25 protein-coding genes are annotated in these 23038 nt (G+C 63.9%); 12 read left to right on the top strand and 13 right to left on the bottom strand.

Annotated features, from left to right (window positions below; translation table 11 throughout):
* The 6 genes from dnaQ to WEB61_RS09285 all read right to left on the bottom strand — a co-directional run.
* Positions 1-508, bottom strand: a 508-nt coding sequence (dnaQ, locus tag WEB61_RS09310; protein ID WP_368064062.1) for a DNA polymerase III subunit epsilon, incomplete at its 3' end; no start/stop codon positions are given.
* A gap of 29 nt (positions 509-537) precedes the next feature.
* Positions 538-966 carry a VOC family protein gene (locus WEB61_RS09305; protein WP_368064061.1) on the bottom strand — a complete coding sequence of 143 codons (429 nt, stop codon included), beginning with the start codon at positions 964-966 and terminating at the stop codon, positions 538-540.
* Positions 967-988: 22 nt separating this feature from the next.
* Complete coding sequence (coaE, locus tag WEB61_RS09300) at positions 989-1615, bottom strand: dephospho-CoA kinase (RefSeq protein WP_368064060.1); 627 nt, start codon at positions 1613-1615, stop codon at positions 989-991.
* A gap of 13 nt (positions 1616-1628) precedes the next feature.
* A complete protein-coding gene (locus WEB61_RS09295) occupies positions 1629-2465 on the bottom strand; it encodes a shikimate dehydrogenase (protein WP_368064059.1) in 837 nt (278 codons plus the stop codon).
* A complete protein-coding gene (locus WEB61_RS09290) occupies positions 2462-3070 on the bottom strand; it encodes a Maf family nucleotide pyrophosphatase (protein WP_368064058.1) in 609 nt (202 codons plus the stop codon). The genes WEB61_RS09295 and WEB61_RS09290 overlap by 4 nt, the downstream gene beginning before the upstream one ends.
* A gap of 5 nt (positions 3071-3075) precedes the next feature.
* Positions 3076-3900 (bottom strand): pyruvate, water dikinase regulatory protein, encoded by an 825-nt coding sequence (locus WEB61_RS09285; RefSeq protein WP_368064057.1) that lies wholly within the window; start codon positions 3898-3900, stop codon positions 3076-3078.
* A 552-nt stretch (positions 3901-4452) separates the two neighbouring features.
* Between WEB61_RS09285 and hemE the strand changes: the two genes are divergently transcribed.
* From hemE to WEB61_RS09260, 5 genes are all read left to right on the top strand, one after another.
* Complete coding sequence (hemE, locus tag WEB61_RS09280; RefSeq protein ID WP_368064056.1) at positions 4453-5505, top strand: uroporphyrinogen decarboxylase; 1053 nt, start codon at positions 4453-4455, stop codon at positions 5503-5505.
* Positions 5502-6539 (top strand): ferrochelatase, encoded by a 1038-nt coding sequence (hemH, locus tag WEB61_RS09275; RefSeq protein WP_368064055.1) that lies wholly within the window; start codon positions 5502-5504, stop codon positions 6537-6539. Before hemE ends, hemH begins: the two co-directional genes overlap by 4 nt.
* A complete protein-coding gene (gene hemJ, locus WEB61_RS09270; RefSeq protein ID WP_368064054.1) occupies positions 6539-6982 on the top strand; it encodes a protoporphyrinogen oxidase HemJ in 444 nt (147 codons plus the stop codon). The genes hemH and hemJ overlap by 1 nt, the downstream gene beginning before the upstream one ends.
* Positions 6983-7306: 324 nt before the next feature.
* Positions 7307-8572, top strand: coding sequence for a transcription termination factor Rho (rho, locus tag WEB61_RS09265; RefSeq protein ID WP_368064053.1), 1266 nt, complete (start codon positions 7307-7309; stop codon positions 8570-8572).
* 88 nt (positions 8573-8660) lie between these two features.
* Positions 8661-9341 carry a PAS domain-containing protein gene (locus WEB61_RS09260; protein ID WP_368064052.1) on the top strand — a complete coding sequence of 227 codons (681 nt, stop codon included), beginning with the start codon at positions 8661-8663 and terminating at the stop codon, positions 9339-9341.
* Here the strand turns inward: WEB61_RS09260 and WEB61_RS09255 are convergent, their stop codons facing one another.
* The 5 genes from WEB61_RS09255 to WEB61_RS09235 form a co-directional block, all read right to left on the bottom strand.
* Entirely contained in the window at positions 9342-9761 is a 420-nt protein-coding gene (locus WEB61_RS09255; RefSeq protein WP_368064051.1) for a GFA family protein, read from the bottom strand.
* A gap of 9 nt (positions 9762-9770) precedes the next feature.
* Complete coding sequence (locus tag WEB61_RS09250) at positions 9771-10760, bottom strand: quinone oxidoreductase (RefSeq protein WP_368064050.1); 990 nt, start codon at positions 10758-10760, stop codon at positions 9771-9773.
* A gap of 34 nt (positions 10761-10794) precedes the next feature.
* Positions 10795-11421: a LysE family translocator gene (locus WEB61_RS09245; protein ID WP_368064049.1), complete on the bottom strand. Its 627-nt coding sequence runs from the start codon at positions 11419-11421 to the stop codon at positions 10795-10797.
* A gap of 26 nt (positions 11422-11447) precedes the next feature.
* The gene (locus WEB61_RS09240; protein WP_368064048.1) at positions 11448-12140 is read right to left on the bottom strand and encodes a dienelactone hydrolase family protein; all 693 of its coding nucleotides are present in this window, start codon (positions 12138-12140) and stop codon (positions 11448-11450) included.
* A gap of 190 nt (positions 12141-12330) precedes the next feature.
* Positions 12331-12501 (bottom strand): hypothetical protein, encoded by a 171-nt coding sequence (locus WEB61_RS09235; RefSeq protein ID WP_368064047.1) that lies wholly within the window; start codon positions 12499-12501, stop codon positions 12331-12333.
* Positions 12502-12601: 100 nt separating this feature from the next.
* Here WEB61_RS09235 and WEB61_RS09230 point away from each other — a divergent pair, with 100 nt between their 5' ends.
* Complete coding sequence (locus WEB61_RS09230; RefSeq protein ID WP_368064046.1) at positions 12602-13537, top strand: transcriptional regulator GcvA; 936 nt, start codon at positions 12602-12604, stop codon at positions 13535-13537.
* Between the two features lie 14 nt (positions 13538-13551).
* Here the strand turns inward: WEB61_RS09230 and WEB61_RS09225 are convergent, their stop codons facing one another.
* The gene (locus WEB61_RS09225) at positions 13552-15627 is read right to left on the bottom strand and encodes a thioredoxin domain-containing protein (RefSeq protein WP_368064045.1); all 2076 of its coding nucleotides are present in this window, start codon (positions 15625-15627) and stop codon (positions 13552-13554) included.
* A gap of 92 nt (positions 15628-15719) precedes the next feature.
* Here WEB61_RS09225 and WEB61_RS09220 point away from each other — a divergent pair, with 92 nt between their 5' ends.
* The 6 genes from WEB61_RS09220 to WEB61_RS09195 all read left to right on the top strand — a co-directional run bounded on the left by WEB61_RS09220 (position 15720) and on the right by WEB61_RS09195 (position 22365).
* Positions 15720-16016 carry a DUF6489 family protein gene (locus tag WEB61_RS09220; protein ID WP_368064044.1) on the top strand — a complete coding sequence of 99 codons (297 nt, stop codon included), beginning with the start codon at positions 15720-15722 and terminating at the stop codon, positions 16014-16016.
* Positions 16017-16042: 26 nt separating this feature from the next.
* Entirely contained in the window at positions 16043-17335 is a 1293-nt protein-coding gene (gene mnmE / locus WEB61_RS09215) for a tRNA uridine-5-carboxymethylaminomethyl(34) synthesis GTPase MnmE (protein ID WP_368064043.1), read from the top strand.
* Between the two features lie 399 nt (positions 17336-17734).
* Positions 17735-19591 carry a tRNA uridine-5-carboxymethylaminomethyl(34) synthesis enzyme MnmG gene (gene mnmG, locus WEB61_RS09210; RefSeq protein WP_368064042.1) on the top strand — a complete coding sequence of 619 codons (1857 nt, stop codon included), beginning with the start codon at positions 17735-17737 and terminating at the stop codon, positions 19589-19591.
* 69 nt (positions 19592-19660) lie between these two features.
* Positions 19661-20275, top strand: coding sequence for a 16S rRNA (guanine(527)-N(7))-methyltransferase RsmG (rsmG, locus tag WEB61_RS09205; RefSeq protein WP_368064041.1), 615 nt, complete (start codon positions 19661-19663; stop codon positions 20273-20275).
* Entirely contained in the window at positions 20259-21221 is a 963-nt protein-coding gene (locus WEB61_RS09200) for a ParA family protein (protein WP_368064040.1), read from the top strand. Before rsmG ends, WEB61_RS09200 begins: the two co-directional genes overlap by 17 nt.
* 235 nt (positions 21222-21456) lie before the next feature.
* Positions 21457-22365, top strand: a complete 909-nt coding sequence (locus tag WEB61_RS09195) for a ParB/RepB/Spo0J family partition protein (protein WP_368064063.1) — start codon at positions 21457-21459, stop codon at positions 22363-22365.
* A 340-nt stretch (positions 22366-22705) separates the two neighbouring features.
* Here WEB61_RS09195 and WEB61_RS09190 read toward each other — a convergent pair.
* Positions 22706-23038 (bottom strand): hypothetical protein (locus WEB61_RS09190; RefSeq protein ID WP_368064039.1); only part of this gene is annotated, 333 nt, incomplete at its 5' end.

The following is a 23038-nucleotide window of genomic DNA, read 5'->3' as shown; positions in this document are numbered from 1 at the left end:
GCCCGCCCTTCAGCTCCAGATAGACCTCCGCCAGCAATTCCGAATCGAGCAGCGCACCGTGTTTCTCGCGGCCCGAATTGTCGACATTGAAGCGGCGGCACAGCGCATCGAGATTGTTCTGCGCACCGGGGAACTTGCGCCGGGCGATGTCGAGCGTGTCGATGGCGCGCGCCATCGGCAGGCCGGCGCGGCCGATGCGCTTGAGCTCCGCATTGATGAAGCCCATGTCGAAACTCGCATTGTGGATGATCAGCGGATCGTCGCCGATAAAGGCGAGAAACTCGTCGACCTTGTCGGCGAATTTCGCCTGGCCGCGCAGGAACTCCGTCGTCAGGCCGTGGATCTTCAACGCCCCTTCCGGCATGTCGCGTTCGGGATCGAAATAGGCATGAAAGAATTTGCCGGTCGTCATGTGGTTGAACAATTCGAGACAGCCGAGCTCGACCAGGCGGTGGCCATCCTGCGGCGAGAGGCCGGTGGTTTCGGTATCGAGAACGATTTCACGCATTTGCGGTTGTCCTTGCGGTTCGGGTTCTCTCAGCGCGCGGCGAAACGGAAGGAGCCGTCGTCGCCGATGATGCCGCCGGGGTTCCACGCAACTTCCCAGACATGGCCGTCGGGATCGGAGAAGTATCCGGTATAGCCGCCCCAGAAAGCCTCGGTCCCGCGTTTCAGGATCTTGCCGCCGGCTGCTTCCGCCTCGGCCAGCGTCGCATCGACCTCATCCTTCTCGCGCACATTATGCGCCAGCGCGATCCCCGAAAAGCCCTCGCCATGCGGCGCCAGATTGGCGTCTTCCGCGAGCGCGTTGCGGCCGAACAGCGCGAAGACGATGCCGCCGCATTGAAAGAAAGCGACGCTGTCATTGCTTTGCGGCAAGGCGCGCCAGCCCAGCGTTTCGTAGAAGGCGCGGGCGCGGGCGAGATCGGCGACACCCAGCGTTATGAGGCTCAGTCTTTGTTCCATGCCGTCATTCTAGTCCGTGCCGCTATGCCTTGCCGAGCCTTTCCTGCAATATCTTGCCCTCGCGGCCGCGCAGCGCCTCGATAATCGCCGCGACCTGGGCGCGGGCATGATCGAGGCCCTTGTCGCTTTCGACGACGAAATCGGCGCGGGCCCGCTTTTCGGCGTCCGGCACCTGCTTGGCGTGGATCGCCGCGAATTTCGCCTCGTCCATATCGGGCCGCGCCAGCACGCGCGTCTTCTGAATGTCGTAGGGCGCGGATACGACCACCACCACGTCGACACGGGTTTCGCCGCCGGTTTCATAGAGAAGCGGAATATCGAGCACGACCATGCTGTGGCCGGCGGCGGCGGTTTCGCGCAGGAACGCGATTTGCGCCTCGCCGACCAGCGGATGAACGATCGCCTCAAGCTTTTTCATTTCGTCGGGGAGGCCAAGCACGCCACGCGACAGCGCCTTGCGGTCGACCGCATCGTCGACAATGGCGGAGGGAAAAGCCGCGCGGAGCGGCTCGACCGCCTTGCCGCCTTTTTGATAGAAGAGATGAACGGCTGCGTCGGCATCGTAGACCGGCACGCCCAGCTCGTGGAACATTTTGGCGGTTTCCGATTTTCCCATGCCGATGGAGCCGGTGAGACCGATCAGAAGCATTTTCCTGGTTCCTCTATGTCATGCCGAGATCGGCCAGCACGAGCGCCCGCAGTTTTTCGGTCACTTGCGGCCTGACGCCAAACCAGGCCTCGAAGCCCGGCACCGCCTGATGCAGCAGCATGCCGAGGCCGTCGACCGTCGGATGCCCGCCCTCGCGCGCCCGGCGCAAGAGACCCGTTTCGAGCGGCGTATAGACGATGTCGGTGACCAGCGCCGATTTCGGCAGCGGCGCCAGATCGATGGTCACATCGTTCTCGCCCTTCATGCCGAGCGTCGTCGTGTTGACGAGGAGCCCCGCGCCATCGAGTGCTCTTGCCGCTTCGGCGGTCGAAAAGACTTTCGCCGATTTAAGCTCGAGATCGCGCATCAGCGCCTCGGCGCGCGACGGCGTCCGGTTGACGATGCGGATTTCGGGCGCTCCCGCCTCTTCAAGCGCGGCGGCGACGGCCCGGGCCGCACCGCCGGCGCCGAGGATGACGGCGGCACCGCTAGCGGCATTCCATGCCGGCGCGCGGTCTTTCAGATTGGCGATGAAACCATAGCCGTCGGTGTTGCGGCCTTCGAGGCCTTGCGGTGTCGTCACGATGGTGTTGACGGCCTTCAGCCGCCTGGCGGTTGCGTCATGCCGGTCGAGCGCGGCGAAAGCCGTTTCCTTGTGAGGGACCGTTACATTGGCGCCGATGAAACCGAGCGCTGCCAGATCACGGATCGTCGCGGCCGCATTTTCCGGCTTCACCGCCATCGGCTCGTAGCGCGCATCCGGAATCTTGTGTTCGGCAATCCAGTGATTATGGATCAGCGGCGAGCGCGAATGGGCGACAGGCCAGCCGATGACGCAAACCTTCTTCATAGTGTCGCTATCCCATGCTTGCGCAGCTCCGCCAGCAGCGGCAGCAGCGGCAGCCCGAGAATGGTGAAATAGTCGCCTTCGATCCGCTCGAAGAGCTGCACGCCCGGACCTTCGAGCTGGTAGCAGCCAACGCTCTTCAGAACGCGTTCACCCACCTGCGCCAGGTATTCGTCCAGAAAACTGTCCGTAAAGTCGCGCATGGTGAGCTGTGCCTGTGCTGCATGGCTCCAGATAACGACATCGTTTGCCACCAGCGCAACACCACTATGGAGAATATGCGGCCGGCCGCGGAAGGCTTGCAGATTGGCGCGCGCTTCGGCCATCGATTTCGGCTTGTCGTATCTCTGTCCGTCACAGGAAAGGATCTGGTCGGCGCCGATTACCAGCGCGCGCGGCTTCGCGCGCGACACGGTACGCGCTTTTTCTTCCGCCAACCGCAATGCCAGCGCGTCGGTGTCGGCCACGTCGTCGCGGCCGGCGAATCCCTGTTTCAGCGCTTCTTCGTCGAGTCGCGAATCCTCGACATCGAATTCAAGGCCGGCGTCTTTCAGAAGCATTGCGCGAACCGCGCTTGCGGAAGCCAGAATGAGGGAGGTTTTCGTCATGTCGGTCAGTTGGTCTTTTGCCGCTCGCTATAGAGATTGAGCACGGCCGCCGCCGTTTCCTCGATCGAACGCCGCGTCACGTCGATGACCGGCCAGCCGTTGCGGGCAAAGAGCTTGCGCGCGAAGGCGACCTCTTCGGCCACGACTTCCGGCTCGACATAATCGGTGTCAGCCTTCTCGTGCAGCGAAAGCAGCCTGTTCTTGCGGATTTGCACCAGGCGATCGGGGCTGGTGGTCAAGCCGACAATCAATGGATGCTCGACCGTTTCGAGATCGGGTGGCAGGACCGCGCCGGGTACGATCGGAATATTGGCCGCCTTGATGCCGCGATTGGCGAGATAGATGCTGGTCGGCGTTTTCGAGGTGCGGCTGACGCCGAGCAGAATGATGTCGGCCTCGTTGAGATCGCCGGCTGACTGGCCGTCATCATGCGCCATGGTGAAATTGAGCGCCGTGATGCGGCCGAAATATTCGGCATCCATGATGTGCTGCGAGCCGGGCTTGTGCGAGGACTCCTTGCCGAGATACTGCCCGAGCGCCTGCATCGCCGGATCGAGAACGGATATGCAGGGCGTGTGCAGATCGCGGCAGCGCTGCTCGAGGCGCTCGCGCAGCTCGTCATTGACCATGGTGAACATCACAATGCCGGGTGCCGCTTCGATCTCGCCGAGCACGCGCTCGAGCTGCTTCGGCCCGCGCACCAGCGCATAGACATGTTCGATGGGCCGCGCGTCCTCATACTGCGCGCAGGCCGCACGCGCCACCGTGTTCAGCGTCTCGCCGGTGGCGTCCGAGACCAGGTGAAGATGGAAGACGCGCTTGCCACTCATCGATGTTCCGTGTTTCCGCTTGTCGTCGCGCCGCCCCCGCGGCTCGCGCGCGGCAAAGGTATCGGGGGTGCGGAGCCCGCGCCAATTCTTTTTCCGCAAGAGCCATAACGGCGATCGAGCATGTTGCCGGCTTGCCTGTGAATCACTGTGATTAACGGGTGTAAGTGAGGCTTTCGCGGCAAGCCCTACACGGTCATACCCGTGTTTCGTTTTCGCTCCCCCGTTCCATGCCTCGGTGTAAAAATCCGGCAGCAATGCTTTGCGAAACGGGTATGACCGGCCGGTCGGAGCCTGGCCGCGAAGTTGTCCCCGTGATTAACGTCTTGCATACCAAATGGCTCCACAGCCTATCTTGTTGTTCGGCAAGGCGCGGCGGTTTGCCAGGCTGTAATTTGTCACAGGCTGTGGCATGAAAGGCGGGCTCGGGCAGCCGGCGCGGATGCTGCCGCGGATTTGTGGACAAGCGCGTGGGGAGATTTGATCCCCGGCTTTCACAGGCATCCTTCACTATCCACTACTATTAAGATTCTTGAATCGTAGGAGAAAGAACGGGTGAGGGAAGCGAGCACCGACGGAAAGCGGCTTCTGAAAGTGCTGCGGCGAGAGCCCGTCGACCGGACGCCTCTCTGGCTGATGCGACAGGCAGGACGGTATCTGCCGGAGTACCGGGCGGTGCGCGCCGAAGCGGGCAGCTTTCTCGATCTCTGCTACACGCCTGACTTTGCCGAGGAAGTCACCTTGCAGCCAATCCGCCGTTACGGCTTCGATGCGGCGATCCTTTTTTCCGATATCCTCGTGGTGCCGGATGCCTTGGGTCAGCCTGTTGCCTTCAAGGAAGGCGAGGGGCCTGTCCTCGAGCCGATCCGCAACGCCGCCGAATTGGCAACGCTGAAACCGGTAAGCGCGCTGCGCGACAAGCTTGCGCCGGTCTATGAGACGGTGCGGCGTCTGAAAAACAGTCTGCCTGCCGAAACGGCGCTGATCGGCTTTGCCGGCGCGCCGTGGACAGTTGCGACCTACATGGTCGGCGGACGCGGCTCGCCCGATCAGGCAATGGCCAAGGCCTGGGCTTACCGCGCACCCGACGAGTTCCAGAAACTGATCGATCTTCTGGTTGCCGCGACCGTCGAACATCTTTCGGCGCAAGTCGAGGCAGGTGCCGAGGTCCTACAGCTTTTCGATACCTGGGCGGGAAGTCTGCCTGAACTTTCCTTCGAGCGCTTTGCCCTGAAGCCGATGATCGAAATCCGTGCCGCGTTGAAAGTGCGTTTTCCCGATTTGCCGGTAATCGGTTTCCCGCGCGGCGCGGGGCCGATGACGGTGGAATATTTCCGTGCCACCGGTCTCGATGCGCTGAGCCTCGATACCGGAATGTCGCCGGTCTGGGCGCGCGACAATCTGCAAGGCGCCGGTTGCCTTCAGGGCAATCTTGATCCGCTTCTGCTGGTCGCGGGCGGCGCCGAAATGCAGCAACAGGTGCTGCATATTCTTGATACGCTTGGCCACGGGCCGTTCATTTTCAATCTCGGCCACGGCATCGTGCCGCAAACGCCGCCCGATCATGTAGCGGCGCTCGTCGAAATCGTGCGGGAGTGGCGGCCATGAAGCGCAAGATCGCTGTCGTTCTGTTCAATCTCGGCGGGCCCGACGGGCCGGAAGCGGTCGAACCGTTCCTGTTCAACCTTTTCAGCGATGCGGCCATCATCCGCGTGCCGCAGCCCTTTCGCTGGCTGATCGCAAAACTCGTTTCGAAGCGGCGGGCACCGGTTGCACAAAAAATCTATGCCGAGATCGGCGGAAGCTCGCCGCTGGTGCCGCTGACCGAAGCGCAGGGCCGTGCCCTCGAGGCCGCGTTAGCGAGCGGCGAGTCCGAGTATCGCTGCTTCCTCGCCATGCGCTACTGGCACCCCTTTGCCGATGCGGCCGTTGCCGCGGTCAAGGCATGGGGCGCCGATGAAATCGTGCTGCTGCCGCTCTACCCGCAATATTCGACGACGACGACCGAATCTTCGCTGAAGGACTGGGACCGCGCGGCGAAAGTGGCAGGCCTTGCCGTGCCGGCAAAGGCCGTCTGCTGCTATCCGGTCACGGACGGGTTTATTGCCGCGCATGCGGCGCTGCTCGGTGAAGCGCTTCGGAAAGCCGGGTCGTCCGAAAATCTGCGGGTATTGTTTTCGGCGCATGGCTTGCCGAAAAGGATCGTCGAGCAGGGCGATCCCTACCAGGCCCAGGTCGAACAAACCTGTGCGGCGATCACCTCGCGCCTGAATATTCCGGATCTCGATTGGGTGACCTGCTTCCAGAGCCGTGTCGGACCGCTCGAATGGATCGGCCCTTCGACCGAGGACGAGATCAGGCGGGCCGGGTCCGAAGGCAAACGGCTGATCGTCGTGCCGGTCGCCTTCGTCTCGGAGCATTCCGAAACGCTGGTCGAACTCGATATCGAATATGCAAAGCTGGCGAGGGAGAGCGGGGTACCGGCCTATTTCCGCGTTCCCGCGCTTGGCGTCCATCCCGATTTCATCACCGCGCTGGCCGGACTGGTGTGCGCGGCGCGGGCCGAGGCCGATATTCTCTGTCCCGAAGAGGCGGCCGGCCATGTCTGCACGGCGAAACTTGCACTTGAAACGGTGAGCTGATGGATTTTCTCGCTGGCGCCTACATCTGGATCAAGGCGTTGCACATCATTTCGGTGATCTTCTGGATGGCTGGCATGGCCTATCTGCCGCGGCTTTTCGTCTATCACGCGGAAGCGGCGCCGGGTTCGGACAAGGCCGAGACCTTCAAGGTCATGGAGCGGCGCCTGCTGCGCGGGATCATCAACCCGGCAATGATCGCGAGTTTCGTCTTCGGCATCGCAATGCTGGTCGCCAATCCGGATCTTCTCGCCCAGGGCTGGATGCATGCGAAGCTTTTCCTGATCCTCGTCATGTCAGTGTTGCATGGTTTTTTCGCCCGCTGGCGCAAACAGCTCGAACGGGACGAAAACCGTCACGATGCCCGCTTCTACCGGATCGTCAACGAGGCGCCGCCGCTTCTGGTCATTTTCATCGTTCTGCTGGCGGTCGCGAAGCCGTTTTAGACCGAGCGCAGGAGCTGCTACCAATTTCCGTTGAAATTTCCGGCGGTTGGCCTTATATCGGTTGCAAGCCGGATTTCTTCCGGCGGCCTTCCTTATGTCCTTTCCCGGCCCAAGCCCCCAATCGGCAGCGGCCAGAAGACCGTGCACAAGGCTTTGAAGCCCCAAGGGGCGGCCCTTCTCGTGCGACGGCGGAGAGAGCGAAGGCCCGCTTTCCCAACAGACTGTCAGCCAAACGACATCCCATCCGCCCCTTCCAGTTCCACCCGTCTCCCGGCCCGTCAGAGCCCATCGGTGGCAACTCCCAGAGAAAGACCTACAAAGCCGATGACGCAGATCAAGCTGCAGGACCTCAAGGCCAAATCGCCAACCGATCTTCTGGCGCTGGCCGAGGAACTCGAAGTCGAGAACGCCTCAACGCTCCGGACGCAGGACATGATGTTCGCGATCCTGAAGCAATATGCCGAGCAGAATATCGACATTATCGGCGAAGGTGTGGTCGAGGTGCTGCCGGACGGCTTCGGTTTCCTGCGCTCGCCGGAAGCGAATTACCTGCCGGGTCCCGACGATATCTATGTTTCGCCCTCGCAGATCAGGCGCTTTTCACTCAGGACCGGCGATACGGTCGAAGGCGAGATCCGGAGCCCCAAGGATGGCGAGCGCTATTTCGCGCTGCTGAAGGTCTCGACGGTCAATTTCGAGAGCCCCGACAAGGCCCGCCACAAGGTTCATTTCGACAATCTGACGCCGCTCTATCCCGACGAGAAGCTTGAGATGGAGGTCGACGACCCGACGCTGAAGGACAAATCCTCGCGCGTCATCGACATCGTGGCGCCGCTCGGCAAGGGCCAGCGCGGCTTGATCGTCGCGCCGCCCCGCACCGGCAAGACGGTGCTTTTGCAGAACATCGCCCACTCGATCACCACCAATCACCCGGATTGCTATCTGATCGTGCTCTTGATCGACGAGCGGCCGGAAGAAGTGACCGACATGCAGCGTTCGGTGAAGGGCGAGGTGATTTCCTCGACCTTCGACGAGCCGGCGACGCGCCACGTCCAGGTCGCGGAAATGGTCATCGAGAAGGCCAAGCGCTTGGTCGAACACGGCCGCGACGTCGTCATTCTGCTCGACTCGATCACCCGTCTCGGCCGCGCCTACAACACCGTCGTGCCCTCCTCGGGCAAGGTGCTGACCGGCGGTGTCGACGCCAATGCGCTGCAGCGCCCCAAGCGCTTCTTCGGTGCCGCGCGCAATATCGAGGAGGGCGGCTCGCTCACCATCATCGCCACCGCGCTGATCGACACCGGCTCGCGCATGGACGAAGTCATCTTCGAAGAGTTCAAGGGCACCGGTAACTCGGAAATCATTCTCGACCGCAAGGTCGCCGACAAACGCGTCTTTCCGGCGATCGACATTCTCAAATCGGGCACCCGCAAGGAAGAGCTGCTGGTCGAGAAGGGCCAGCTCTCGAAAATGTATGTGCTCCGCCGCATCCTCAATCCGATGGGCACGGTCGATGCCATCGAGTTCCTGCTCGACAAGCTCAAGCAGACCAAGAACAACAGCGAGTTCTTCGACTCGATGAATACCTAGAGGAAAACTGCTATTCTGATTCGTCTCCCGGGAGCCGGGTCGAGTGCGCCGGGGGAGGCGTGTTGCGTGCCGGGCGGGGGATTTGCGTATGTCGATGGGGGACGGCGGGGATAGTCCGGCGGACAAGCGTCCGACCTGGGTGAAGCCGCTCATGGAATGGGCCGCGGTCGAAACGGCGAAAGCGCGGCTTGCGGGCCCGATCGATCACGTGCCGGCGGAGATCGGCGGCTTGCCGCTCTCCAATGTCGGCCGCCAGCTCTACGCCTGGTGGCTCGAGGCGCGCGGCGAAAAGCCGATGCCGAGTGCGGGCGAGGTCAGTCTGCGCGCCCTGGTCGAACTCCTCCCCTATATCCGTTATCTGAGCTGGGAAGACGAGAAGACGCTCGTCTTCCGCATCTATGGCAGCGCGCTTGTCGAGGGCAGCGGTTTCGATCTCACCGGCTACAATGTCTTCGGTCCCGACGAGCATGCCGAGGCGGCGATCGACCGGGCGCGGCTTCGCGCGCTTCATGCCCAGCCCTGCGGCATCGTGATGATCCGCGACGTCTATGACAGGTCGGGCAAGGCCTATGCCTGCGAATTCATGACCCTGCCGATTGCGCCGGACGACGACGGGCGGGAGCGCATCATCGGTACCGTCATTCCTTGCGAACAGATCGCCGAATGGAATGTCGATGTCGTCTTCGACCGCATCCAGACGCTGCACCGCGCGACCTTCATCGATATCGGTTTCGGCGTGCCGGACCGGGCGCTCGGGCTCGGGAAGTAATCAGGGCCTCAGTGTTTCCCAGCCGGGAAACGGGCCGTCGAAATGCGGCGCCTTTTCATTGCCGTCATTCCATGAAGCCTTCGACGCCGCATGCTCATGCGCGACAACACGCGCGGGCGCGTCGCCGTCGAGCGCGTTTGCCGTCAGGATAATCGTGTCGTCGGGTGCGATCAGATTGGCGCCTGTCATCGCCGCGCCGCAGCGCGAACAGAAGCTCCGTTCGAGCTCCGGCGAACTGCGATAGACCGTCAGATATTCTTCGCCCTGCCACGTCACCTCGTCGCGCTGCGCGACGAAGAAGGCGCCGGCGGCACCGCCCGCCGCCTTGCGGCACATCGAACAATGACAGGTGACGATGCCGCTCATCCCGCCATCGATCGTGAAACGCACCGCGCCGCAGAGACAGCTGCCTTCGATCATGCGCTCACCTCACGGCACCAGCACGCTCGCGCCCGTCGTCTTGCGCGCTTCGAGATCCATATGCGCTTTCGAGGCCTCGGCAAGCGCGTAGCGCTGATTGACCTCGACCCTGACCGCGCCCTTGGCGACGACGGCGAAAAGTTCGGCCGCCATCTCCTGAAAGGCGGTTGGTGTTTTTGCCATGTAGTGAAACATGGTCGGCCGCGTCACGAAGAGCGAACCCTTCTGCGCCAGGATGCCGAGATCGACGCCGGTCACCGGGCCCGAGGCATTGCCGAAGGAAACGAGCAGGCCCAAAGGCGCGAGGCTGTCGAGCGAGCCCATGAAGGTCGCCTTGCCGACGCCGTCATAGACGACGGGCACTTTCCTGCCGCCGGTGATTTCCTTCACCCGCGCGGCGACGTCTTCCTTCGTGTAATCGATCACATGATCGCAGCCATGCGCGCGGGCGAGCGCGGCCTTCTCGTCCGAGCTCGTCGTGCCGATGACGGTGGCGCCGAGATATTTCGCCCATTGGCAGGCGATGAGACCGACGCCGCCCGCCGCCGCGTGCCACAGGATCGTCTGGCCCTTCTCGACGCGGAAGGTCTGGCGCAGCAGGAATTGTGCGGTCAGGCCCTTCAGCATCATCGCGGCCGCCGCCTCGTCGGTCACGCCGTCGGGCAGCTTCGCGACCGACATCGCGTTGACGTTATGCGCTTCGGCATAGGCACCGATCGGGCCCGAGCCGTAAGCCACGCGGTCGCCTTCCTTCAGATGCGTGACGCCTTCGCCGACGGCCGCGACGACGCCCGCCGCTTCCATGCCGATGCCCGACGGCAGCGCCACCGGATAGAGCCCCGAGCGGTGATAGGTGTCGATGAAGTTGATGCCGATCGCTTTCGCGCGCACCTGCACCTCGCCGGGCTTCGGGCTTGCAAGATCAACCTCGCGCAGCGCCATTGCTTCCGGCCCGCCGGTTTTCTCGATGCGGATCGCCTTGATCTTGCGCGGGCTCATGCCGGTCTCCCTGTTTCTTTTTTCATTTGCCGAATTACTTCCGGGTGAGCGCGAGGCCGATGCCGGCCGCGACCAGCACGGAGCCGGTGATTTTATTGCGCAGCATCTGCGCGCGTTCGCCCTTCAGATAGGGCGCGAGTTTGCCCGCCGCCAGCCCGAAACTTCCATCCGAGATCGTGCCGACAGTGACGAAGGTCGCGGCGAGGATAATGAGCTGCGGCCCCGCCGGCGCATCGGCGCTCACGAATTGCGGAAAGAAGGCGGCATAGAAGGCGAGCGATTTCGGATTGGTGACCGAGATCAGGAAGCCGCGCCGGTAAAGCGCTCCCGCGCTCGCATGGCTGCGCCGCGCCTCCGACGGCAGGTTGGGATGCTCGTAAGGCGCGCGCCAGGCGGCGATGCCGAGCCAGACGAGATAGGCGGCGCCGATCAGTTTCAGTGCATCGGCCCAGGGTCCGAGCGCGGCGAGAAGCGGCGCGAGCCCCGCCAGCACCAGCACCATGTGGACGAGAAGCGCCGTTGTCGTTCCCGCCAGCCCCGTCAGCGCCGCGCGCGGCCCCTGGCGGATGCCGCAGGCGACGAGATAGGTCACCACCGGCCCCGGCATCACGCAGAGGATCAGCGTCGCGGCGATGAAGCCGAGATAAAGTTCAAGCGACATCGCGCGCGCCCCTCATGTGAACCGCGTCATCCCAGATGCCGCGCGAAGAATTTCAGCGTCCGGTCGTTGGCCTCGTCCGCCGTCGCCTTGTCGTAATGCGCGCCGCCGGGACGCGCGAAGGCGTGGTCCATTTCCGGATAGCGATGGATGGTGACGAGCGGATTGTCGCGCAGGCCCGCAACGACCGCTTCCTGCGCGTCGGCCGGCACGAACTCATCCTTGCCGGCGATATGCAGCATCAGCGGTTTCTTGATGCCCTTGGCATCGTCGAGACGGTTCTGGATGTTGACGCCGTAATAGCCGACCGAGGCGTCGGTGCTGGTGTGACAGGCGGCGAGATAGGCGAGCTGGCCGCCCAGGCAATAGCCGACCGCGCCGACCTTGCCGGCCGATAGCGGGCGCAGCGTCCGGATCGTCGCGCCGATATCGGCGACGCCCTTGTCGACATCGAATTTTCCGAAAAGATCGAAAGCCTTTTTCCACTCGGCTTCGCTCTGATCGGTGATGTCGATGCCGGGCTCGATGCGCCAGAAGAGATCGGGGCAGAGCGCCATATAGCCTTCGCCCGCGAGCCAGTCGCAGAGATCGCGCATCACCTTGTTGACGCCGAAAATTTCCTGGATGACGACGATGCCGGGGCCCTGCCCCATGGCCGGTTTCGCGAGATAGCCGGTGAACGACCCTTCGGGGCTCGCAATCGTAATCGTCTCGCCGCTCATGCCGGCCTCCTTCGTCTCGACGGGGGGAAAGTCAGAGCCGAGACTCTAGAGCATTTTCCGGTCAAGTGGAGGCCGGTTGACCGTAGAAAATGCGACCAAACAAGGGAGTCCGGAGCTGTTTGCGTTCCTGCGGGAACGCAAACAGCTCTGGCGATCCTGATCCGTCAAATCGAGGGGAGCTGGTGGCTTTTCAGGCGGCTTTCGCCGTATCGGCGCGGGCGCCGAAAGAGAAGAGCCTGCGGAAACCGCGGTCATTTGCGGCCACGCTGTCGCGCTTGCCGGCCGGCTGTTCGCTGCGTGCGGACAGGGCGACGTCGAAGGCATTGACGTAGCTCGTGGCATAAGTGGCAAGGATGTTCATTTTATTCACCATTTGGTATAGTCTGTGGGCTTGATATGCGCCTTGTGATGGCCTTTATCAAACGATCTTTTCGCACCGCAGAAGTTAGAAAAACTAACATATGGCTCCCCGCCGCCTGCCTTCCCTGAAAGCCCTGCGCGCCTTCGAGGCGGCGGCGCGGCATGGCAGTTTTTCGCGCGCCGCCGACGAGCTCGGCGTCACCCATGCGGCCGTCAGCCATCAGATCCGGGCGCTCGAGGAGGAGCTTGGCGCGGCCTTGTTTCACCGCACCGGCCGCGCCGTCGAGCTCACCGAGCGCGGCGCGAGGCTCCTGCCGGTCCTCACCGCCGCCTTCGACCAGCTCGCCGAGGGCTGGGCGCAGACGGGGGCGCGCGACAATGCGGCGCTGACCGTCTCGGTCGAACCTTCCTTTGCGGCGCGCTGGCTGGTGCTCAGGCTCGGCAAGTTCCACCGCGCTCACCCCGAGGTCGAGCTCCGGCTGATGCCGTCCTCCGACGTCGTCGATTTCGCGCGCGAGGATGTCGATATCGGCGTGCGCTACGGGCTCGGGCACTGGCCCGATGCGATCGCCGAAAAGCTTTTCGAGGCGACCGTCTATCCGGTCTGCGCGCCGGCGCTGATCGACCCGAAAAAGCCGATCCGCAAACCGGAAGATCTGAAGCATTATCCGCTGCTGCATGAAGAGACGATGCAGCACTGGCTGAACTGGCTCGAAGCGGCCGGCGTCAAAAACCCGCGCTGGGCCGCCAAGGGCCCGCTTTTCATCGAGGCGTCGCTGGCGCTTCAGGCGGCGGCCGGCGGCCAGGGCGTCGCGCTCGCCAACGATACGCTCGCCATGGCCGATCTCGCCGAGGGGCGCCTCATCCGTCTCTTCGACATCGAAACGCCCGACGAGGAAAGCTACTGGCTCGTCTATCCCGAACGCAGCGCCGCCAAATCCAGAGTGCAGGCGTTCCGGAACTGGATCCGCGAGGAAGCGGGATTGCCGGCGGCGCCGATCGGCGGTGCTGCGGGAAGAGGGCGGGGGCGGAAGTAGGCGAGGGTGTGAGGCTATCCCGCCCGCACCCGCCTGAGCTCCGCCTCAAGCGCATCCGCATCGGTCAGCGGCAGCGAGCAGGTCTCGCCGGCGCAGACATAGGCCGTCGGCTTGCCGTCCTGCTTTCCCTTGCCGCGCGCCGGATGCCCCTCCGGCAGGGCGTCGCCATCCGCCACCCGCATCAAGACGCGGTTCGGCAGCGAGACGCCGAAAGCGGCGCGGGCGAGGAGGGCGGTTTCTTCCGTGGTTCCGACCAGCACGATCTGGACGGGCCGGAGCCGCGTCTCGAAGCTGGCGATATAGGTGCCCAAGGGAAAGATATTCTGCTGCAGCTCGCCGGCAAAGGCGCGGATGATTTCGTCGGCGCGGGCCATGTAGTCCGGTTTGCCGGTCAGCAGCGCGAGCCGCGCCAGCACGGCGGGCATTGTGCCGTTGGCCGCCGGTGTTGCATCGTCGGAAACCGTCCGTCTACGGACGATCAAGGCCGGCGCGTCGTCGGCGGTGAAGAAATAGCCGCCATTCGCCGCGTCGCGGTAATGGGCGTCGAGCTCGGCGACAAGGCTTTCGGCCGCCTCGATGTAGGCCCCGTCGTCCGTCGCCTCGTTGAGCGCCAGCGCGGCGGCGGCCATGTTGGCGAGGTCGTCGGCCATGGCGAGATGCTGCAGGCGCCCTTCGCGCCAGGCATGGTGCAGCCTTCCGTCAACACGCATCGTCTCCATCACGAAGCGGAAGGCGGACGCCGCCATCGCCACCCAGTCGGCCTCGCCGAAGGCCGCGCCGGCGCGGGCAAGCGCGGCGATCGCCATGCCGTTCCAGTCGGCCAGCACCTTGTCGTCGAAGCCCGGATGGACGCGCAAGTCGCGCTCGACGAAGAGGCGCGCCTTCAGCGGTTCCAGCGCCGCTTCCTCGTCCACCGTCAGCGGCAGGTCGGCGCGGGCCAGGCGATTGAGTATGTTCGTCTCTTCCCAGTTGCCCTCGGCCGAGACGTTGTAAGCGGCCTTGAACAGGTCGGCCTCGGCCGGCGTGAAGAGATTGTCGATCTCGGCTTCGGACCAGACATAGAACTTGCCCTCGACACCCTCGCTGTCGGCATCCAGTGAAGCGGCGAGTGCTTTGTTTGTTTGCACCTCGCTGCGGGACGAAGAGGCTCCTTGCTCGGCGCTGCCCTCGACAACCATCTCGCGCGCGATCCATTCGATCGTCTCGCGCACCCGGCGCGCGTAAAGCGGCTTGCGGGTCTCCTGCCAGACCAGCGTCAGCAGATCGATCAGAAGTGCGTTGTCGTAGAGCATCTTTTCGAAATGCGGCGCCAGCCAGAATTCGTCGACCGAATAGCGCGCATAGCCGCCGCCCAGATGGTCGTAGATGCCGCCTTCCGACATGTGGTCGAGGGCGCGCGTCACGGCTTGCGAGAAATCGGCGCGGCCGGTTTTCAGATGCGCGCGCCAGAGAAGCGTCAGGATCGGCACTTGCGGGAATTTCGGCGCGCCCTTGATGCCGCCGTTTTCGCTGTCCATCATCGGCAGCAGTTTTTCGGCGACGATCAGCGGCACCTGCTCCGTCGGTTCGCCCGGCCGGGCGGTGGCCGATTGTTCGGCAAGGGCTGCCACCAGCGCCGCGCGGTTCCTGTCGATCTTTTCCGGCTCCTCGCGGAAGAGGCGCGCCACCTCCTCCAGCAGCTGAACGAAACCGGGCCTTCCGTAATTCGGCTCCTTCGGAAAATAAGTGCCGCCCCAGAAGGGTTCGCCGTCGGGCGTCAGGAACATGGTCAGCGGCCAGCCGCCCTGTTGTCCGAGGAGATGCAGCGCCGACATGTAGATCGCGTCGATGTCGGGGCGCTCTTCGCGGTCGACCTTGATATTGACGAAATGCGCGTTCATCACCGCCGCGACGCCCGCATCCTCGAAGCTCTCATGCGCCATCACATGACACCAGTGACAGGCCGCATAACCGACCGAGAGCAGGATCGGCTTGCCGGTCGCGCGCGCGGCTTCGAGCGCCGCCTCGCCCCAGGGATGCCAGTGAACCGGATTGTCCTTGTGCTGCAGCAGATAGGGGCTTGTCTCGTCTTTCAGGAAATTGCGTGACATCGGGCCTTCCGGGCGATTGACTCGAGGGATGAACTGATTTGTTGCGGCAATGTGGGGCATATGATCCGCCCCGTCGAGAAAGAGATAGGGCAATGAAAGTCACGATCGATGTCGATCTCACCCCGGTCGAAGCGCGGCGCCTGATGGGCCTGCCGGATTTGGAACCGATGCAGCAGCGCCTGATCGCCGAGCTCGAAAAACGCATGGCGTCAAACCTGTCCTATATCGATCCCGAGCAGATCGTGAAGGCGATCATGCCGGTCGGCGCGCAAGGTCTCGAACAATTCCAGGGCCTCTTGTGGGGCATGGCGCAAACGGCGATGGGCGGCGGCAAGAAACCGGCGAAAAAGGACGATGCCGGCAAAACCGGAACGAAGAAAGAATCCTAGGCGCGCAAGCAACGGATCGCCGCAGCGTGGAAACGATTTATGCCTTGTCGACGGCGCCGGGCCGCGCCGGCGTTGCCGTGTTGCGCATCTCGGGTGCCGGCGCCGGCGCCGCGCTTGAAGCGCTGACGGGCGCGCGCCTTCCGCCGCCGCGCATGGCGGTGCTGCGCCGCTTCATCGATCCCGAAACGCAAGGCCCGCTCGATCGTGGCCTCGCGCTTTTCTTTCCGGCGCCCGCAAGCTTCACCGGCGAGAATGTCGTCGAGCTGCATCTTCATGGCGGCCGCGCGGTCGTCGCCGGCGTTCTCGGCGCGCTGGCGCGCCTGCCGGATCTGCGCGCCGCGGCGCCCGGCGAGTTCACGCGCCGCGCCTTCGAGAACGGCAAGCTCGATCTCACCGAGGTCGAGGGGCTTGCCGATCTGATCGATGCCGAAACCGAGGCCCAGCGCGCCCAGGCACTCAGGCAGATGGAGGGTGCGCTCGGCAAACTCTATGAGGGCTGGCGGGCCCGTCTCGTCCGGCTGCTTGCCCATGCCGAGGCCGAGATCGATTTTCCCGACGAGGAAGTGCCCGGCGACCTGATCGCCAAACTCGGCCCCGGGATCGCGGCACTGGGGGATGAGATTGCCGCCCATCTCGATGACGGGCGGCGCGGCGAGCGCCTGCGCGACGGTGTCGAGGTCGCCATCATCGGTCCGCCCAATGTCGGCAAGTCGAGCCTTTTGAACCGGCTGGCGCGGCGCGAGGCCGCCATCGTTTCCGAGGAAGCCGGCACGACACGCGACGTTCTCGAAGTCCGGCTCGATATTGGCGGCGTGCCGGTGACGCTGGCCGATACGGCGGGCCTGCGCGAAGCGGCAGGTGCCATCGAACGGGAAGGGGTCAGGCGGGCGCTTGAGCGCGCCGAGCGCGCCGACCTGCGTCTGGTCGTCGCCGCGCCCGATGCGGGCGGTTTCGACCTGGCGCGGGAAGGCGACATCAGGCTCCTCAACAAGATCGATCTCGGCGCCGAGGTGCCGGCCGGCATTATCGGTGTTTCGGCGATGACCGGCGCCGGGCTCGACGCGCTCGAGGCGGCCTTGTCCGAAAGGGTCGGGCTTGCCTATGGCGCCAGCGAGCATCCGCTGATCACCCGCGCCCGCCACCGCGAAGGCCTGACCGAATGCGCCTCGGCGCTGGCGCGTGCGGGCGAGGGCGGCGATGCCGATCTCGTCGCCGAAGACCTCCGCCTCGCCGCCCGCGCCCTCGGCCGTCTCACCGGCCGCGTCGATGTCGAGGAGTTGCTCGACGTGATTTTTCGGGACTTCTGCATCGGGAAGTGAGGAAGGCCCCTCACTCTTCCGCCGTCTGACGACGGCTCCCTCCCTCTCCCCGACGGGGAGAGGGAATGAAGTGACGATGCCTTGATCTCCCTCGCCCCGACGATCAGCCCTTATCCTCAGACGATTCGGGCCGCCCTCAATATGCAAGGGAAGGGGCCCGACGCAGCAAGGCTGCGTTGGGAAGGGTGAGGGGGAGCGCCACCCGCCTGTTTCACGTGAAACATGAGGAGTATGGAGAATCCGATTCCCTCTCAAAGGCTTGCGCGCGACTCTTCATCCTGCCAACGGCGTCGCAGCGAAAAGTTTTGACGCGCGTGCCGCCAGCGACTAAAGCTCTGACGCGGCGCCGGTGAATCCGTTGCTACGGCCGCAAGTACTTCTCTTTCGTCAGGGTTTTCGATGCAGCGCGACTTCGATGTGATCGTGATCGGCGGCGGCCATGCGGGCTGCGAGGCGGCGTCGGCCGCCGCGCGGACCGGCGCGCGCACGGCGCTCGTCACCCACAGGATCGCGACCATCGGCGAGATGTCCTGCAACCCGGCGATCGGCGGTCTCGGCAAGGGCCATCTGGTGCGCGAGGTCGATGCGCTGGACGGGCTGATGGGCCGTGTCGCCGATCGGGCCGGCATCCAGTTCCGCCTGCTCAACCGGCGCAAGGGCCCGGCGGTGCGGGGCCCCCGCGCCCAGGCCGACCGGAAGCTCTACAGAGCGGCGATGCAGGATGCGATTCTCAATCATTCAAATCTGATCGTGATCGAGGCCGCTATCGGCGACCTGCTGGTCGAGGAGGGCGCGGTCGCGGGTGTCGTTGCCGAGGACGGCCGCAGCTTCCGCGCGCCGAAGGTGGTGCTGACGACCGGCACCTTCCTGCGCGGCATGATCCATCTCGGCGCCACGCGCATTCCGGCCGGCCGGGTGGGGGAAGCCCCGGCGCTTGGCCTCTCCGAACGGCTTTACGGGCTGGGCTTCCTGCTCGGCCGCCTCAAGACCGGGACGCCGCCCAGGCTCGACGGCGCGACCATCGACTGGGCCTCGCTCGAAGTGCAGCCGGGCGACACGCCGCCGGTTCCCTTTTCCTTCCTGACCCGCGCCATCACGACGCCGCAGGTCAATTGCCATATCACCCGGACGACCGAAGCCGGGCACCGGATCATCGAGGACAATCTGAAATTCTCGCCGGTCTATTCCGGCCAGATCGAAGGTGTCGGTCCGCGCTATTGTCCGTCGATCGAGGACAAGGTGGTGCGCTTTCGGGAGCGCGACAGCCACCAGATCTTTCTCGAGCCGGAAGGCCTCGACGACGACACGATCTATCCGAACGGCATTTCGACGGCGCTGCCCGAAGAGGTTCAGCTTGCCTTCCTGAAGACCATTCCGGGGCTTGGCCGTGTCGTCATGCGCCGGGCCGGCTATGCCATCGAATATGACTATATCGACCCGCGCGAGCTCAAGCCGACGCTTGAGACGAAGCGGCTGCCGGGGCTTTACCTCGCCGGCCAGATCAACGGCACCACCGGTTACGAGGAAGCGGCCGCGCAAGGGCTGATGGCCGGCCTCAATGCGGCGCTTTCGGCCGGCGGCGGCGAGGGCGTGGTTTTCGACCGGGCGCAGGCCTATATCGGCGTGCTGATCGACGATCTGATCAGGCGCGGCGTCAGTGAGCCCTATCGCATGTTCACCTCGCGGGCCGAATACCGGCTGACGCTTCGGGCCGACAATGCCGACCAGCGGCTGACGGGGCAGGGGATCGTGGCCGGTATCGTCGGCACGGCACGGGCTGAGGCCTTTGCGAACAAGCAGGCGGCGCTGGAAGCCGCGCGGGCGCTTTGCCAGGGCGTCAGCTTCAGCCCCAGCGAGCTCGTGAAGCGCGGCTTGAAGATCAACCGTGACGGTGTCGCCCGTTCGGCCATGGATCTGCTGGCTCATCCGGGCATCGATTTGGGCGTTCTCGCTGGCATCTGGCCGGAGATTGGCGGCTTCGAACCGGAGGTCGCCGAACAGCTTGAGATCGAGGCCCAGTATTCCGGCTATCTCGGCAGGCAGGAAGCCGATATCCGCTCCTTCCGCAAGGATGAGGGGCTGCGGCTGCCGGCCGGGATCGATTATGCCGGTATCAAGGGCCTGTCGATAGAAGTCCGGCAGAAGCTCGCGGCGGCGCGGCCCGCCACACTGGGGCAGGCTGCGAGGGTCGATGGCGTGACCCCGGCCGCCCTGACAACCTTGATGATTCACGTGAAACAAAAGCGCACTGCTTGAGGGGCATGACCCGGTATGTCCCAACATATAGTGTCTGACGGCGCGCAAGTCGTTGATGCGGAATCCTTTTTGGCCGCAACCCGTGTTTCACGTGAAACAATCAAGCGCCTGGTGCTCTACGAGACGCTGCTCCGGAAATGGCAGAAATCCATCAATCTGGTCTCTTCGGCCACGCTTTCCGGGCTTTGGCGGCGGCATATGCTCGATTCTGCCCAATTGGTGGGTCTGGCGCCAGAAAAGGCTCGAATCTGGGCCGATCTCGGCAGCGGCGGCGGATTTCCGGGGCTTGTCGTCGCAATCATGCTGAAGGAACGGCCCGGATTTGTCATGCATCTGATCGAGAGCGATCAGCGGAAATGCGTTTTTCTGCGCGAGGTGGCGCGGGAAACCGGCGCGCCCGTCGAGGTCCATGCCCGGAGAATCGAGGCTTTTGCTGCAGAAAGTGGCCTGAAACCGGATGTCGTCTCCGCCCGGGCGCTGGCGCCGCTTGATCGGCTGCTGGACTGGGCCGGGCCGCTTTTCGGGCCGGAGACGCTGGGGCTCTTTCTGAAGGGGCGGGGGGCTGAAGGCGAATTGACGGAGGCCCGCAAAGGGAGGATATTCGAGGCCGAGATTTCCCCCAGCCGGTCGGACCCTTCCGGTTCGGTGCTGATGGTGCGAGGCCTGCATGGACCAGCCGGATAATAGCGCAAGAGACAATCGTCCGATCGACAAGGCGCTCAACGCCGCCGTCGGCTCCGAAACACCGCGACCGGCCAGCACTACCTCGGGCCTACTTGCTCCGTCCACGGATCGTCCGCGTATTCTCGTCGTTGCCAACCAGAAAGGCGGCGTCGGCAAAACCACCACCGCCATCAATCTCGGCACCGCACTTGCCGCTGTCGGCGAGCGTGTGCTGATTGTCGATCTCGATCCGCAGGGCAATGCCAGCACGGGTCTCGGCATCACCCGCGCCGAACGCAAGGTATCGGCCTATGATGTCTTGATCGGCGCGGCGTTGATCGAGGATGCCGTCGTGCCGACGAAAGTGCCCGGTCTCGATATTGTTCCGTCCACGATGGATCTGCTCGGCGCCGAGCTGGAGCTTGCTTCGGTGCCGCGCCGTTCGCACCGCCTGCGCGACGCGCTTGCCCGCATGCCGCGTCACGGCAAGAAGCGCGAGATCAGCGAGGCCGAAGCGGCAATGACGATGCGGCCTTACTCTTATCTGCTGATCGACTGTCCGCCATCGCTCAATCTGCTGACCATCAATGCGATGACGGCGGCCGACGCGATCCTGGTGCCGCTGCAATGCGAGTTCTTCGCGCTGGAAGGTTTGAGCCAGCTCCTTCGCACCGTCGAGCGCGTCAAGACCAGTCTCAATCCGCGTCTCGAAATCCAGGGCATCGTGCTCACGATGTTCGACCAGCGCAACAAGCTCTCCGACCAGGTCGCAAACGATGTGCGTACGCATCTCGGCGACAAGGTCTATCGCACGGTCATTCCGCGCAACGTCCGCATCTCGGAAGCGCCTTCCTACGGCAAGCCGGCGCTGGTCTATGACCATCGCTGCGCCGGCAGCAAGGCCTATATGAAACTCGCCGCCGAAATGATCCAGCGCGAAAGAGCGTTGCGCCGCAGTGCGGCATGAGTTGCGTGTATTAACTTAATCCGTGGTCTGAAGACTCTTAACAGAATCTTCTAACCGGTTGTAACGATTTGAAATACGGCCCTACCCGGTAGCGATGCCGGCGGGCAAGGTTGCGGAAGGCGAGTCTTTCCGCGGATTTGTCGCAAGGTGCGGCGGGTACGGCCGGCCATACCGAAAAACGATGCGCCCGCGCCTTTGGCGCCGGTGGGGGGCAAGAGGAAGAAGGATGACGACCATGGCAGAGGAAACCCCGAGCCGTCTCGGCCGCGGTCTGGCGGCGCTGATCGGCGACGACACGGCTTTCGCGCTGGGCGACCAGGATGCACAGGCGCCCAAAGGCATCCGCGAGGTGCCGATCGAATTCCTGCGCGCCAACCAGTTTCAGCCGCGCCACACTTTCCGGGCCGAGGAGCTCAACGACCTCGCCGCGTCGATTCGCGAGAAGGGCATCCTGCAGCCGATCGTCGTCAGGCCCGTCGCGGGCGACCCCAACAGTTTCGAGATCGTCGCCGGCGAACGGCGCTGGCGCGCCGCGCAGGCCGCCCAGCTCCACAAGGTGCCGGTGATCGTCAAGGAATTGTCGGACGCCGAATCGCTCGAAATCGCCATCATCGAAAATGTGCAGCGCGCCGATCTCAACGCCGTCGAGGAAGCGGCGGGCTATGACCGGCTGATGCAGCAGTTCGACTACACGCAGGAAAAGCTCTCGCAGCTCATCGGCAAGAGCCGTAGCCATGTCGCCAACACGCTCCGGCTGTTGTCGCTGCCGCAGCCGGTTCAGGCGCTGATCGAGGAAGGCAAGCTGACCGCCGGTCACGCGCGCTCGCTGATCGGTCAGGCGCGCGCCGAGGAAATGGCGCAGCAGATCGTCGCCAGGGGGCTTTCGGTGCGCGAGGCCGAGGCGCTGACGCGCAAATCCGAAAGCCGGCCTTCCACGACGCGGCCAACAGCGCTGCCGAAGGCGCACAAGGATGCCGATACGCTGGCGCTGGAAAAAAACATTTCCGACCAGCTCGGCCTCAAGGTCGAGATTTCCTTTTCCGGCGACAAGGGCGGCCAGGTCACCATCGCCTACAAGACACTCGAGCAGCTCGACGAGATCTGCCGGCGACTGGCCGGGCGCAATGCGCAGAAGATCAATTGATCCGGGTACGGATTATATCCGTTCTGCCTCGTCCTTGGTCGTCATTGCGAGGAGCAAAGCGACGAAGCAATCCAGAAATCCGCAAACACTGAGTTCGCTGCTTTCTGGATTGCTTCGCTTCGCTCGCAATGACGGATTATGCGTAGAAACAGCCTTCCATAACTTATCTCCCCTGTGGCCGGGCGGCACTTCGGTGTGTCTTTCCGGTCAGAGCCGGTCTGGCGTCACGGTCGCGCGGCGGGGATAAGTCGTGGGCAAATCCATTTGTGACAGTTTTTTGACAGTTTCGTGACAGAGGGGGGGTTCGCAGCCATTTCCGCTGTCACGATCGCTGTCACATTCAGCGCCGCGCGGGCCTCGCCGCTTGCGCAATCCGGAACAATGTCTGTCCACAGATCGCTTCGGCCGGATTGCCGGTCGTCTTGCACTGGCCCTCCGCTTCGAGCGCCAGCGCCAGCGCGCGGTCGAGCTTCCTGCGGTTCCAGTTCTTCACCTGCCGCGTCACGGCATCCTTGCGCTTGAAGTGAAGCGGCGGACGGAAACTGCGCATCGCGCCGCCAATATCGCTTCCCGTTTCGACGCGCGCGGCGGCAAGCTGCAACTGCATCAGGTGACGCGAGAGCGCATTCAGGATCGCGATCGCATTGGTGTCGGCGGCGCGCGCGCGCGCCAG

The organism is Parvibaculum sp. (assembly GCF_040882025.1).
Lineage (GTDB): Bacteria > Pseudomonadota > Alphaproteobacteria > Parvibaculales > Parvibaculaceae > Parvibaculum.
Note: the sequence above shows the minus strand (reverse complement) of the source record. Positions and strands in the feature narration are given on the sequence as shown.